The following is a 13,654-nucleotide window of genomic DNA, read 5'->3' as shown; positions in this document are numbered from 1 at the left end:
AGTGCGACGACCGTCATGGCTTCCACCCGCACAGTTTTTCGCCCTTACGGTTGTGCGCCAGCAGCGCCTTGACTTCGGCGTCCGACAACGCGTCGACCGCGGTCGCCGACAGGCGCAGCGGGCTGGACACCGCGCAGAATCCGCCCTTGACCGTGGTACAGCCGGCCATCACGGCCAGCACGGATACAAGCATCAATCCTTTGCCCATGATTTGAGCTCCTTTCGCGCGGTGGCGGCAGGCAGCGCGCCGATATCGTTCTGGACCTGGCCGGCGATGTCGTGTGCCGCGGCTTCGGCGGCGGCCTGCCGGGCACGCTCGCTGCGCTCGCCGGCAAGCCGCTGGCGAACACCCCAGCCGAGCGCCGCGAGGATCGCCGCACCGATCCCGAGAAGGGTCGGATTGCCGAGCAGGAATGTGAGAAGCGCACTCATTGGTTCGGCTCATCCTTGACCAGATAGCCGATGGCAAAGACCGCGATCGGCAGAAGCGTGGCCCATGTCTCGGCGTCGTACCAGGACGGCCAGAAATTGCGCACGAAGACGCCGCAGACCGACATGGCCGCGGCGGCGATGGTCGCCGCCGTCAGCTTGTTGGTCGGGCGGATGGTCGGTTGGGTGATGGTGGCCATGGTCAGAAGATCCCCTGCAGGGCGACGGCGATGCGATGCCAGGCTGCATAGGCGACGAGCAGGCAGGCGGCGATGAGCCCGCCCGCCTTGGCGGCAGCCGGAATCCCGGGACCGCCCGGCGCGGGCGACGCCGGCACGGGCTTGGTACCGGCGGGCGTTTCAGCTGCGAGCGGCGCCGGCTGGGGAACCGGCGCCGGCATCGCGAGCCGTACGGAGGCGGGCGCCGTCGCAGCGGCCGACATCAGCAGGGCCTGGGCTCGCACTGACCCGACGCGATCGGACCAGCCGCGCCCGAATGTCGCCCAGGTCGGCAATCGCCTGAGAAACGCCAGCCGCGCATCGCAAAGCTGGTCGATGACGACGCCAGCCGGCTTTGTCTTGACGGCCGCCAGCGTCGCCGGGCCGATGCGCCCGTCCTGCGGGACGCCCACGCTCGCCTGCAGGTATTTCGCCGCCCTGCCCGGTCCGCTGTTCACCGCGAAATCGAACACGGCTAAGTCGACGCCATCAGGCAGTTCGGCGCCGAGCACGGCATCCCAGTAGAAGCGCCGATAGACGGTCGCGACCTGGTCGTCGCCGATCTTCTTCAGATCGGCCTTGCCGGCATCGGCCTTCACATAGCGGCGAAAATTCGCCAGCGTCACGCCCTTCATCGTGGCGCCGCCCGGATCGGCCGGATTGTCCGACCAACCGCCCTCGGATTTCAAGACGAGCGCCAGCGCCCGCGCGAAGTTGCAGTCCATGGAGGTTCCTTTCCGCCCTTGCGGGCAGGTTGTTTGTTTCGGATTAGCTATGACTAACGGCCCCAGACGCGGCCGATGCGATGGCGAGGGACAATGACGAACTGCCGGATGAAATCCGGCTGGACCTCAGCGGGCCTGCCGCCGACAACGATGGGCCAACGGGGAACTCAATCTATCCCAACAAGCCATCGGCAAAAGCCAGCGCCAGCATTCAGGTAAGGCCTCGCGGGCATCCGAGATCAACACACATGTGACGGCGAAAGGTTGGTGGTTGTTGATGGCGTGTGGATTGTGACGAACAGCGGCGATCAGGGCGATGCTGATGTGGTTCTCAACGCACTGGAAGGCGAACTAGGCGAAATGTTCACGCTAAATAAGACTGAGCGGATAACCGCCGGGGTTGCGGCCGCCTTAGCCGTCTTGGTGTTTTTCGTTTCGATGTCTCTCCGTGATGACCACCAAGGCATCAGCAAGGACGGCGAGCGGCACTACTACACCCCTAGCGACTATGTCCAAACGGGATGATGGCGCGGAAATCAAGGATACCGTAATGGCCCGCTGGACCGGCACCGCCTGGGAGTATCGGAAAATGAAACCGGACGAGGCCGACCACTACCCCGACTTGATTGGGGCCGCTCCTGCATCTTGGTGGGAGTAATCTACAACCAGAGATGCACTCGGCGCGATAGAAGGCTTTCTCACTGTGCCGGCCAGCCGAGCAACCCATTTCGATTTGTAAATGGGACGTTCGATCAGACGGTAGCTTGCCACGCCCAAGGCAATCGCTATCGGAATTGATACGAGCCTTAAAGGCAGGCCACCAGCGATCCCCAACTTCACCCACACGGCAGCCATCACTGCGAACAGCATCTGGTGCCATAAGTACAGGGAATAAGAGGCGTCCCCCAGTTTGACCAACGCCTTGGGAAACGTCCACCTCTGCCGGATTTCTAAGGCAATAAGCCCATAGGCGATGAAGGCGCTCGGCAGCCCGATGCACAGGGTGCGCCACATGGATGGCGCGGCATACCCACCATTTTGGCTCAGAACATACGCACCGAAGAGAAGCCCGCACACCCCAGCGACCACCGATGAAAATGCGTAGCCAGCGATCTTCCGCTCAGCCATCAACGCAACCACGATGCCGAAAAAGAACTCCAAAACGACCGGGATAGAGAAGTAGATCGCCGGTACGACGTAGTACGAATGCCAGCTAATTCCGGCGGCCCATATAGCGAAAACAATCGCGAACCAAGCAGCCAGCACGATCAGAACTCGGCGCGGGAAAAGCAAGATTGCCAGCGCGCAAACGCTGTAGAAAATCATCTCGTATTGAAGCGTCCACGCTGCCAGGATTCGGTTGTTCGGTTGGGCGATGAGCAGGAACAGTTTCCACCAAGGCTTTTGCGCCAAATCCGCCGGGGCAAGCGAAACCGTGGTTGTCAAAAGCACTATCGAGGCGACGGCAAACGCCACCCAATAGACCGGGTAAATCCGGAATACCCGCTTCACCGCGAACTCCCTGAACGCGCGCCACCGTCCAACGACGGCGGCTTTCTTGGCGATTCTGGCGGCGGACAAGAAAACCACGAAGCCAGAGATCACAAAGAAAACGTCGACGCCGCCAGGTCCCACGGCGTTGATAACGGGCTGCACCCACGGCGAATAATAAAAATGGGCGCATACAACCATCAAAGCCGCGACGGCGCGGAGCCCCTGGATGTTCTGATAGAGCATCGCGGCTGGATAGCAGCGAATGAGTTAGGCGGCAATGGCACGCCGCCTAAGTCGGATCGATCTCGACGGTGCACTGATGAGTTGCAACCGCGCCTGTCGCGGAGTTCACCACCCGCACGGACAGGCTTGCGCCAGCCGCCACGGCTACCATGTTCAGGGTATCAGCCCCGACAAGGACCGCCGCCCCGGTTACGCATGTAAGGATCGTCGCTACGCCGTTCACCATCAGCGTATAGGTGTAGGACTGTCCAGCGCCAGGCACCACGCTAGCCAGACACCGCAGGTTCTTGGCAACGCCAGCGTAGGGGATCGTGATCGCCGACGAGAGCGCGGCCGCCGCAGCGTAGGAGCCGAGGTAGGCTGTCGCAGCCGCCGCCACCGTGCCGCCGACAGAGGTCAGCGCGAGCATGGTCTTGACGCCGCTGGTACGCTTGGGAGACGACAGGCCATATGCGGCCCTTGCGCATGCGTGCGCGATCTTGGTGCGCGCGCTTCGGGTTTCGTGAATGTTGTCCAGAACGTTGAGGTCGACGCGGTTTTGATCCGCGTTCCATGTCAAGTATCGGGCGATTGTCGGCCCAAGTATCTTGCCCGCGTCAACGATCGCCACAGCCTTGCCAGCGTCCCGGTATGTAGCGACCACGCGGCGGATGACCTCACGATAGACCGGCACGGCCGAGCTACCACCCGAGTTTTGCCCCAAGCCGCCGTAGGTCACCGCGTTGGCGCGATCGTAGAACGCCGGGGTAAGAAGGACCGTCACCTTTGCTCCGGCGATAAGCGCCTGATCAAGCATCAGGGCGAAGTTGGTGGCGAAGGTTGAAGACGCCGTGCCGACCTGTGTGTCGTTGGTACCGAGACTAATGAACACGTCCGTATAGCCGGTCATGACTTGCGCCAGGATGGCCGTAAGCTGATCGGCAAGGGTAGCGCCAGCCAGCGCAATATTCTTGCTGCTCTCCCATTGCGTGCCCATCGAGCCCTGCATGATCCGCGCGATGTCACGCGGCCAGCCGATCATTATGTCGTCCATCTTGCTATCGCCGACGAACAGCGCGCGGACAGGACGCGGAGCCAGCCGTGTCGGGTTACGGGTCTTGATGATGTTCTGAAAGTTGGACACTTGCGCGCCGGCCGTAGGGCGGTAAACGCCGGGACCGATGTACAGCGCAGGCTTAGCCAGTTCGCCACTGGCGATGATCACGCCATTCATACCAATGGCGTACTTGGTCGGTGTCAGCATATCGACGGTCATCGACGCCCTGGTGAGCGTGTACCCGGCTTCCGTCTGCGCCGCGAGGCCATCGCCGAAAGAGAACACAGAGGTTTCCGTGAAGGTAGCGGCGGCGGTAAGCTTCTTGTGGACCATGTCGCCGCCGACTGGCGCATAGACAGCGTGATAGCCGCCCTCATAGGCCAGCACGACATACCCGGTATCTGCGGCATTGTAGCCGCATACCCATGAGTATTGGCACCCCGGCTCGGGCACGATCCCGGCAAAGATCAGAGTGGTAAGGTCCGCCGTCGACCAGTCGATGTTAATGAGGTTGGTGGCCTTGGAGATGCCGGTTGCCGTCGCCGAGGTGGTGTTGCCGTTCGGCCAGGCAAATTTCAACATCGTGGCGGTGTTCATGTCCACCACGGTCGGTTCGTCATAAGCCACGTCGCCATCGGTGAGGAAGTCGAACTTGTCCACCGGCTCGGCGTGATGCTGGAAGGTGGTCAGAAGGACTGTGCTGTTGAACAGCAGTTCGCCTGTCCCGACTACGGTCACGGCGGGGTCGTTGGCAACTTTCTGGGCTTGCGTCCTGTCGTTGTAGACGTTCGGACCTGTGAAGGTAGGATTGCTGGACGCATCGATTTTAAGGCCAGTGAAATCGCCGGTCGTAGCGAAGTAGAAAACGCCCAGCGCCTTCCTGAGCATGACGAGCGTTTCGACGCTGCCCAACGTCGCCTTGGCAAGTGCCCACGCGGCGTCATTGTCGGTCACGCCATCGTCAATGAAATCGAATTCCGTCGAGTAACGCTCTGTCCCGATATGGCCCAGGGACGCCAGGGAAAAGGTGATATCGCTGGTCCCAATGACTGGCTCGAAGGCCTCGAAGGTGTAGACAAAGCTTTCCGAAGTGGCCCCCTGCTGCACACGTACAGTCGTTCCCTTCTGCATCGTCCTGCTGGTGCGCGCGTCGGCGGCGCGGAACCACTGGCCTTCGCTCGCCGTATAGATGCCGTTCGCGCGGGCATCGGCCTGGTTCTTCACCAGCACGCGATCGCCCACTTCGGTGGCGACGCCATCGATGGTCTGCAGTCCATGGAGGGCAATGTTGGCCGTGGTCGCCAGGCGCACGGGTTCGCGCTCACCGGTCAACAGGCGAACGGCGGCAGTTGCAGGTCGAGCCATGAGGCTTGCTCCATAAAAAAGCCCCGCGAAAGCGAGGCTTGAGGATTTCGGGTCGGTTGAAGGGCTGGCAATGGGCGGACGGTACGGTCGCGTCAGCCAACTTCGCCAACCGTTATCGTTGATCTCCGGGTTTCTCGTCCCGCGAGCGTTCGCGCCTTTCGAAGTAACGATAGAAGTAACGATAGAAGTAAATTCGCTGAGCTCCTCAGCCACCCCTGAGATTTACAGGCGTGCCCGGCGGCAACCCTTTTACCTTCGCTATGACCTGGCCCAGAATGTGCCAATAAACCTCGAGATCCGACAACTCCTGGTTCGAGATGTCATCTTCTCCACCCAGGAATAGTGGCTTCTTGTGGCCAATGCATTGGTCATAGCCCGGTTGTACCCGCCAGCCGCCAGCCAATCCTCCAAATATATGTTGGCAGACAGCGCCGCGTCAGGATCTTCTATGACCAAGACGTCATGGAAAGTCTCGATATTGTTAGGTATTTCAAGCGCTTCGGCCGTACCTGGCTCAAACAGCACCACGCCAGGCTGGCCTTGCTCAAGTCTCTGGCTGTCTACTGCAAACGCGGAGCCCTGCCAATCGTAGCCAAAGCATGTGATGCGCCCATTGGTTTCCGGGAACGCCAAGCTGATCCTCGCATTCCAGACTGGCACGTCCTGTAGGCGGATAATCCGGTACAAACCTTGCTGGAAGGAAGCGCCTCCAAAACTACGCAGCAGCTCGTTCAGCCCAGGGATCCCAGTATCCACGGCAGGCGTGCCCGGGTCCGCCGCAACCCGGCTTTCGATGGGAAAATTCTGTCGGAATGTCTCGAACACGATGGCTCTCCAATCGTGACTTTATTTATGACAGTTCCAATGGGTAGATGTTTTATTTGATTCCATATCTGCGCGCCCACGCTTCGGTTGACGCCCGAATCCAAGATCGCAAAGTTGGACAGCTGGTGAAGGCCCCCCAATTGCAGGTCGATGACGTGATCAATATCGTGGCCGAATGGGATTAGAAATCCGGCGGCTTTGAAAATTTTCCGCGCGGATCTCCCCTTGCGAACGGCTTGGCTAGCCACGGTTACAGCTTCCGTCAACATCTTCACTTTGAGGTCTGCGGCGGCCCGCTGCGCGGCATTCCAATGAGGCATGTAGGTTACATGCAAGTCTTGGCCGACCGAGGCCGGGCTAGTTGCATGGCGCCGCCGATCGCCGATCCCTGCGGGTATTGCGGCGCGTTGCCGGTATCGAGCCGGCGCTGGGCAATGGAAAGCGGGATGACGTGGACCATTTTAGTAGAGCCCCGAATAGCCGCCGGCTATGGCCGCGCTCGCCCGGGGCGAAAGTGTCGAACCGCCGAACGTCACAGCCTTGGTCGGGTCGTAGATCTTGGAGAGGCCGCCAACGAGTGCGCCGCCGGCGTTGAAGATCGACGCCGTCACCGCCTGCTTGCCGGAGAAGCGCGAAATGGCGGCCTGGCTGTTGAGGTTGTTCTGCCGCAGCTTCGAACTGTACTGGATCGCGTCGAGGTCGACCTGGCCCTGCCTGGCGTTGGCGGCCAGCACCTCGGCCGGCGAGCCTGATATGCCGACGCCGGAGGCGCCGGCCTGGGCGCGCGCCTGGGCCTGCAGCAGGTCCTGCTTGTGGCGTTCCTGGCTCTGCTCGAAGGCGGAACTTTGCGCCTCGGCCTGCGCCTGCTGCTCATAGGCCTTGGCCTGGTAGTCGGCCATCTGCTTCGACTGCTGGCCTTCGACCAGCGCGCCGCCGGCCGACAGGGCGGTGCCCGCCAGTCCAAGAAGGGCAAGTGTGCACATGGCTCAGCCTCGTTCGCTCAGAGAGGGGTTGCGGGAATGAATTTGCTTTTGACGCCGTCCACCGGCGGGCCGAGCGGTGGGCGCGGGTCGAGCGCGCCGCCGGGGCTCAGGAAGGACAGAAGCAGCCTGTCGGCCTGCAGCGCCGGCCGGCTGAGCCGGGCGGGTGCAGCCGCGCGCGCCCCCCTCATGGCGGTGCGGCGGGTGGTGGTCAGGTTCACCTTCAGCTCGCTGACGCCGACGGCGTCGAACAGGCCATTGGCGGTGGCGATGCCGCGGGCGAGCGCATCGGCCTCGAACAGTTCCTGGCGCAACTGCTCGACCAGCCGGTGCACGCCGCGCCAGCGCTCACTGAGCCTTGCCGCCCTGGCCTTGATCTCCTCGCCGAGCGCTGCGATGTCGGCGCGGGCTTCGCCGCGCGCCGCTTCCGCGCGGCGCTTGCCGGCGGCGTCGATGGTTTTTTCCAGGAGCGCGATGGCGTCATTGCAGTCGTCGAGCGCGGCACGCGCGGCCGCCAGGTCGCCATCGCCGAACACCGCGCGGTCCTCGGCTTCAGCCAGTGCGCTTTTGCGGGCGAACGCGTCGTTGAGGTCGGTGTCGAGCAAGGCGATGACGGCTGCGAATTCGGCAGCCGTCCGCGCCCTGCCGAGGGTTTCGGCATGGGGGGATGTCATTGGGGAGTGTCCTTTTGGGGAGAGAGGCGGTCCGCGAAGCTGCCGATCTCCCCCCTTGTGGGGGAGATGCCCGGCAGGGCAGAGGGGGGCGTGAAGGATCGCGGCGTCGCCCAGCTGGAGATTATGAAATCAGAGCTGGATCGGCGGCCGTTTCGTCTGGCGGCGTGCAGGCAAAATCCGGATAGGCCGGCGGGACAGCGCCCCCCTCTGGCCTGCCGGCCATCTCCCCCACAAAAGGGGGGAGATCGGCAGCTTCCACGCCTCACTTTACGGCTCGGCGTCGAACACTGGCGTGAAGGCGCGGATCGTGCAGGGCGTCGGGTTGACGTGGCGGATGCGTACCTTACCCTGCCCTTCCCAGCTGTCGTCGATCGGCACCTCGACATTGCCGGTGAACAGCGTTGCCCGCCCATCCGGCGCGACGATCGAGGGCATGCGCACCGGTTCCCACCGGCCGCGCATGAAGGACTGCACCTCAAGACCCGTCGTGTCGGTCTCGAGCAGCGACAGGATCGTTTTCGCCACCTTCTTGCGGCGCCCGATGATGGAGCCGTCCTTGCCGCCGACATCGAGCTCCAGCGTGTCGGCGCCCGCCGCATAGGGCAGGCCGAGCTGCCATTTGCCGGCCGAGCCGCCAGGCAGCGTCACCGTGCCGCCGCCGCTGACGATGAGCCCGCGATAGACCTTGCCGTCGGCCAGAACATCGACGGCCTGGCCGGCAAGATGCGCCGCGCCGCCCACCGTGGCCACCGCGGCGCCCGTATAGGTCAGCCCGCAATCGACCTCGAAGGCGTCAGCGACGGCGCCATATTCGAACGGGGCGGTCTTGATCTCGATATAGCGCCTGGTCACGCCGCCAATGGTGCGCTTGACGACCAGCCAGAGGTCGTCATTGCCGTCCTGACCCGGCGTCACCGTGGCACTTTCAACGACCGCCCAATTTGAATCATCGGGACCAGTCCCGCCAAAAGCGCCGCCCAGGCGATGCCGGTGCATGCCTCTGACTTCCTGCGACGGCTGGTGCGTATAGCCGCCGAGCTCGCCATTATCGAGCGGGAACCACAGCAGCGGGTCGGGATCGGTCTGGAAAGCGAGCTCGACCACGCCCTGCTTGGGAATATGTTCGGAAATCTGGCCGACATCGTCCGAGCTGAAACGGCTCTGCGCCGTCTGCGTCAGCTCGGCGATCGATTTGCGCGAGCGCGTGACATAGAGGAACGACTGGCCGGCATCGACAGGGCGGATGCGGGCACAGCCAAAGGTGCGCGAGCGCCGGTTCTTGAACGAGGACGGCGTCAGCGCCTCGTCGATGCCTGATCCCGAAAGCGCGCGCACGCCGCCCGACGTGCCGATCAGCAGCGCGCCGTCGGAATCGGCGATCCAGGCGATGTCGTTGGCCTGGCCGCCGCCGGCCTGAATGAACTCCAGCGCATCATCGTCCTTCTCGCCCAGCGCGAAATTGTCGAAGTCGCCGGTAGCCGAGGCGTAGACCGAGAACTTCCGGCTGAAGGCCAGGCGTTCCTCGTAGAGCGAACCGCTCTCGACATATTTGCCGGGCACGAAGGTGCCGAGCCGCCAGCGGGTGATCGGCGACAGGTCGGGCAGCGCATGACCGTAAAGCCTGATCTGAACAACGGTGGTGCTGCTGCGGCCGGTAATCTTGGCCCAGCGCCAGACGTTCTCACTCCCGAGAAGCCGGATGGACCGGCCAACATCCGACGTTTGAAACCCGGTGCCGCTGTTGATGCCGGCCGTCGATGAGGCTGTCAGATTGAATGGCGTCATCGTATCGCCGTTCTCTGCCAACGCTATCTCGGCAATGCTGCTGTTCAAGGCGTCGCCGCCACCACCACCGGAAAACGCAAACCTGTAATATTCGTAGGTGGTGGTGTTCTGGAAATCGTAGAAGCGGACTTCCGAGCCGGACCAGCCAGTCTGCCCAGCCCGTCCATCCAGGGCAACGTAGTTTACGCCATCGTTTGACCCCGTAAGCGTCCACTGCGTCGGCGTGTCGCCTGTTGCCGCGACGTTGCTTGATGCCGCGATCCAGTATGCATTCACAGCCCTGCCTTGCCCCGCGGGGAATTGATACTGGATGAACCCGCTGCTGTGGGTCGTGAACACGACTTCCTGGGCGATACTGCGATCGAACACCGTCCATGTGCTGGTGCCGGTGCCATCATCCGTAACGGTGCCGCTCGGAGCCGTGGCGGAGGTCATCCTGGGCGTGGCGTGGCCGGTACTGGCCGGGGTCAGCGTGGTCGGGGTGGTGTTGATTTCGTCGTAGGGGCCATCGAGAAACGCGAAGTCCGTCAGGGTCCATGCCGTGTGCGCGGTCCGCGTCAGAACCTTGGGCGCGTAGTCTTTGTGCACGATCCACATCTGGTCGGCCGACTGGACATAGGCGAGTTTGAACAGGTCCGCCTCCAGATAGGGCGATGCGACCTCGACCGTGCCGACGCGCGCGCCATAGGCGTAGACGCGGATGTAGAGGTCGCCGAATTCGAGCACGTAGGCCTGGTCGGCCGAGAAGATGAACGGGATCAGCCGCGTCTTCTTGGCTGAAATCTTGACCTCGCCGGCGAAATAGGTGCCGCCGCGCTTGCGGATACCGCCATGCGGCAAGGTGACGAAATTCTCGCATCGGGCCAGCGCGGCCCGATAGAAATCGAGCGAGGCGCGGGCGTGCAGGCGCGGCGAGATTTCGCCACGCGTGAAGACATCCTGGACGGGATAGAGCGTCGTCATCAGCGGAAATCCCTCAAAGCATGTCGCATGCCCACGGGCCTGACCCGAGGGTGTGAAGCGGTTTGGGGCAACGACATGCATAAAATCAAAGACGAAAGTCGCCGCGCTGGCTGGACCAGGAGGCGGCATAGAAGCGGCCACCACGCTGGATGGCGTTGGCATTGAGCGCGGCGTCCAGCGCCCGGTCATAGGCCGAGCGGGCAATGTCGATCATGCCGGACTTGTGCGTCAGCGGATGCGCGACCTTGATGGCGAGCGCCGCCACCAGCACCTCGGTGAACAGCGCGTCCCAATCATTGGGATCGGTGAGGTTGGCGACATAGCGGATGGTCAGCGGACCCGGCTGGTCGCAGTAGATCAGACCCGCCTCCTGGCGCCACGAGATCGGCACGCCGTCCGGCTCGCCATTGTGGGTCAAGGGCAGCGGCCGCAGGCAGTCGGCCGGCAATTCATAGGCGAAGGACAGGCCGCACGCGTTGCCGCCGGTATCCGACCCCACCACCGTGGCGCGCAGGATCGAAAACACCCAGGCATATTTGGTCAGTTCGGCTTCGCACGTCAGGTCGAAATGCAGGTTCAACAGGCGTGCCGCCTTGACGTCCTGATCGAGACTGTCGATCGGCGCCTCGTCGAGAACGGCCAGCGCCATATTGGCGATATCGAGCGGGGTGATGGCCATTGTGTCAGGCCTCCATTGGTTTTCAGGTCGGGAAGTCGCGACCCTTTGCGCGAAGGAATGCAGTCCGGACGAGATCAGCGATGGGCGGGAGCGCGAACGCCCCCGCCCCTCGCCTGCGACCAATCAGGCCTCAGTTGTCTTCAGCGCGATGAAGGTCATGTTCTTGACGCTCGAGGCGGTGCGGTCCCAGTTCGCCGCCAGTGCCAGTTCGGCATCGGTGGCGAATTCGCCGGCCGAGGAGGCATCGAGGAAGCGGGTGCCCGGCACATGCGGCACGAAATGCCGGCGGCCGACCATTTCGGTCACGCCGCCGCCATGGCCCTGGCGCGGTTTGCGGTCGAACTCCAGCGGCCCGCCTTCGGTGTTGACCGGCAGCTCGTTCCACAGGATCGCCTTGTCCTTGAACATGAAGGCGGTGTAGACGCCCGCGACCACCGGAATGTCATCGTCGACCACGGCCCGCAGCCCCATGTAATAGGGGATCAGCGGCCCGCCCTGCTCGGAGGACGGCACATAGTCGATGAGGTCGGCGAGCTTCAGCGCCTTCATCTGCTTGGAGTGCATCCAGATCGTCTTGAACTTGTCCGCGCGGTCGCCCATCAGATAGGCGGCCTCGATGATGTCGGTGTCGACGATGGAGGCGCCCGTGGTGCGCACCAGGTCGCCGCCGTCATTGGCGATGTTGTCGGCGACCACGCCTTTCAGGATGCCGAGCAGGGTCAGCTTGTTGGCGCGCTGCCAGTACTCGGTCTGCCGCTTGACGATAAGCTTCTGCGGATCGTCGCCCGCCAGGATCGAGGTCAGGTCCGGAACGCCCCACGCCTGGGCGCGGACATTGCGGGCGGCGACCTCGCGGCGCGAGCCGATCTTCTTCATCTCGATGGAATCGGCCGGGTCGTCATTGACCGGCTCGGACGGGTCGTTGCCGAGATCCTTCCAGCCGGGCATGTCGACGGAGCGGCCGCCCATCGACAGTTTGGACGAGATAGCCGGGTCGGAGAACAGGATTCCGGCCTGGTAGATCTCGAGCGACTGCACATGTTCCTCGAAAGCGTATTGCGCATAGACGGACGGTACGATCGCGTCCGCGATGCGGGTGTAGGCATCTGCCATTTTTCTCTTCCTTCAGGTTGGGTTTGGCGGTGACACCCCCTCACCCAGCCTCCGCTTCGCTCGGCTGACCTCTCCCGGTGGGGAGAGGAGACCTGAGACGGCGGTGCCAGCCTCTCCTCCCCACCGGGGAGAAGGTGGCCGCGCAGCGGCCGGATGAGGGGGTTCGGATACGGCTGACCTCTCAGAGAGGGTTGTTGGGCATCCAGAGGTCCGGATTCTCTCCGGCCTCGCGGGCCAGCCGCCTTGCGCGGGCGGGGTCGCTTTTGACGAGGGCTGAAATGGCCGTCAGGTTGCGTTCGCCGGCGGCGTTGCGCTTGAATGGATTGCCTCCGCTCGAATGTGCGCCACCGTCGATCGTGTCCTCCCTGAACATCGCCTCGCCGATGGCGTGGAAGGCCTTGGCGATCTGCGGATCGGTCAGCGCCCCGTCAGGCAGAAGGATGCCCTTCGCCTTGTAGGCGTCGACCAGGCCGAGCTTCTTCATCGCCCGGTTGGCGACCTCGAGCTTCTGGCGAAAGCCGTCGCTGTCGGTCGGCCCCCAGTCCCGCACAAGGTCGTCATGGGTGGCTTCCACCGAGCGGGCGAGCGCGATGTCTTGCCGCGCGGCCTGCTCGGCCATGTAGCCGACGAACTTGTCGTGATAGGCCTGTGCGATCTTCGGGCTTGCACCCGCTTCGACCGCCCAGGCCTTGGACGCATTGGCGAGCTCGTCCGAATAGGCAAAGTTTTCCGGCAGGCCTTCCGGCCGGCGGTATTCGACCTTTTCCGACGAGGTGACCGGACGCAAGGCCTCGGGCAGCCGGGCATGAAAACGCTCCCAGTCCTCTCGCGATGCGTCCGGGCCGGGGACGCGCAGGCTCTCACCCTGCTGCCGCTCCAGTTCCGCATAGGATGTGAAAACCCTGTCGAGGCTTTCAGGCTTGGTCCAGCCCTTGGCTTCAGCGAGCTTGCGGTTGCCTTCGGAAAGACCGTCAAACCAACTTTGGCCGACAGGCGCGGCGGACCCGTTTTCCGCGCCTGCCGGTGGCCGTACTGGGTTGCCCGCCGGCAGCGCGCGCGCCGCCACGGACCCGGCGTCTGCCAGATCTGTCATGTGATGTTTCCTTTGTTGAGATTCGAAGACGG

At 63.2% G+C, this 13,654-nt stretch carries 14 protein-coding genes; 1 reads left to right on the top strand and 13 read right to left on the bottom strand.

Annotation, left to right across the window (positions count from 1 at the left end; translation table 11 throughout):
* Nucleotides 1-13: 13 nt before the first annotated feature.
* The 4 genes from FJV83_RS10190 to FJV83_RS10175 are packed head-to-tail and all read right to left on the bottom strand — an operon-like array spanning nt 14 to nt 1,372.
* Nucleotides 14-208, bottom strand: a complete 195-nt coding sequence (locus FJV83_RS10190) for a hypothetical protein (protein WP_142886662.1) — start codon at nt 206-208, stop codon at nt 14-16.
* Nucleotides 193-432, bottom strand: a complete 240-nt coding sequence (locus tag FJV83_RS10185; RefSeq protein WP_142886663.1) for an ABC transporter permease — start codon at nt 430-432, stop codon at nt 193-195. The genes FJV83_RS10190 and FJV83_RS10185 overlap by 16 nt, the downstream gene beginning before the upstream one ends.
* The gene (locus tag FJV83_RS10180) at nt 429-629 is read right to left on the bottom strand and encodes a hypothetical protein (protein ID WP_142886664.1); all 201 of its coding nucleotides are present in this window, start codon (nt 627-629) and stop codon (nt 429-431) included. Before FJV83_RS10180 ends, FJV83_RS10185 begins: the two co-directional genes overlap by 4 nt.
* A 2-nt stretch (nt 630-631) precedes the next feature.
* On the bottom strand, nt 632-1,372 hold the full coding sequence (locus FJV83_RS10175; protein ID WP_142886665.1) for a glycosyl hydrolase 108 family protein: 741 nt from the start codon (nt 1,370-1,372) through the stop codon (nt 632-634).
* A gap of 264 nt (nt 1,373-1,636) precedes the next feature.
* Between FJV83_RS10175 and FJV83_RS10170 the strand changes: the two genes are divergently transcribed.
* The gene (locus FJV83_RS10170) at nt 1,637-1,897 is read left to right on the top strand and encodes a hypothetical protein (RefSeq protein ID WP_142886666.1); all 261 of its coding nucleotides are present in this window, start codon (nt 1,637-1,639) and stop codon (nt 1,895-1,897) included.
* Nucleotides 1,898-1,984: 87 nt separating this feature from the next.
* On the opposite strand, the gene FJV83_RS10165 is transcribed toward FJV83_RS10170, so the two are convergent.
* The 9 genes from FJV83_RS10165 to FJV83_RS10125 form a co-directional block, all read right to left on the bottom strand.
* The gene (locus FJV83_RS10165) at nt 1,985-3,109 is read right to left on the bottom strand and encodes an acyltransferase (protein ID WP_142886667.1); all 1,125 of its coding nucleotides are present in this window, start codon (nt 3,107-3,109) and stop codon (nt 1,985-1,987) included.
* 46 nt (nt 3,110-3,155) lie between these two features.
* Entirely contained in the window at nt 3,156-5,510 is a 2,355-nt protein-coding gene (locus FJV83_RS10160; RefSeq protein WP_142886668.1) for a hypothetical protein, read from the bottom strand.
* Between the two features lie 205 nt (nt 5,511-5,715).
* The gene (locus tag FJV83_RS36940; RefSeq protein WP_246691846.1) at nt 5,716-5,913 is read right to left on the bottom strand and encodes a T6SS immunity protein Tdi1 domain-containing protein; all 198 of its coding nucleotides are present in this window, start codon (nt 5,911-5,913) and stop codon (nt 5,716-5,718) included.
* A gap of 883 nt (nt 5,914-6,796) precedes the next feature.
* Nucleotides 6,797-7,318 carry a hypothetical protein gene (locus FJV83_RS10150; protein WP_246691845.1) on the bottom strand — a complete coding sequence of 174 codons (522 nt, stop codon included), beginning with the start codon at nt 7,316-7,318 and terminating at the stop codon, nt 6,797-6,799.
* Between the two features lie 17 nt (nt 7,319-7,335).
* Nucleotides 7,336-7,989 (bottom strand): hypothetical protein, encoded by a 654-nt coding sequence (locus FJV83_RS10145; RefSeq protein ID WP_142886669.1) that lies wholly within the window; start codon nt 7,987-7,989, stop codon nt 7,336-7,338.
* Nucleotides 7,990-8,256: 267 nt separating this feature from the next.
* Nucleotides 8,257-10,737 (bottom strand): hypothetical protein, encoded by a 2,481-nt coding sequence (locus FJV83_RS10140; protein ID WP_142886670.1) that lies wholly within the window; start codon nt 10,735-10,737, stop codon nt 8,257-8,259.
* A gap of 85 nt (nt 10,738-10,822) precedes the next feature.
* Nucleotides 10,823-11,416 (bottom strand): hypothetical protein, encoded by a 594-nt coding sequence (locus tag FJV83_RS10135; RefSeq protein WP_142886671.1) that lies wholly within the window; start codon nt 11,414-11,416, stop codon nt 10,823-10,825.
* A gap of 123 nt (nt 11,417-11,539) precedes the next feature.
* Nucleotides 11,540-12,529, bottom strand: coding sequence for a Coat protein (locus FJV83_RS10130; RefSeq protein ID WP_142886672.1), 990 nt, complete (start codon nt 12,527-12,529; stop codon nt 11,540-11,542).
* Between the two features lie 181 nt (nt 12,530-12,710).
* Nucleotides 12,711-13,622, bottom strand: a complete 912-nt coding sequence (locus tag FJV83_RS10125) for a hypothetical protein (protein WP_142886673.1) — start codon at nt 13,620-13,622, stop codon at nt 12,711-12,713.
* Nucleotides 13,623-13,654 lie beyond the last annotated feature (32 nt).

This window comes from Mesorhizobium sp. WSM4307 (assembly GCF_007003945.1).
Classification (GTDB): Bacteria; Pseudomonadota; Alphaproteobacteria; order Rhizobiales; family Rhizobiaceae; genus Mesorhizobium.
This window is presented reverse-complemented; position numbering and strand designations above follow the sequence as displayed.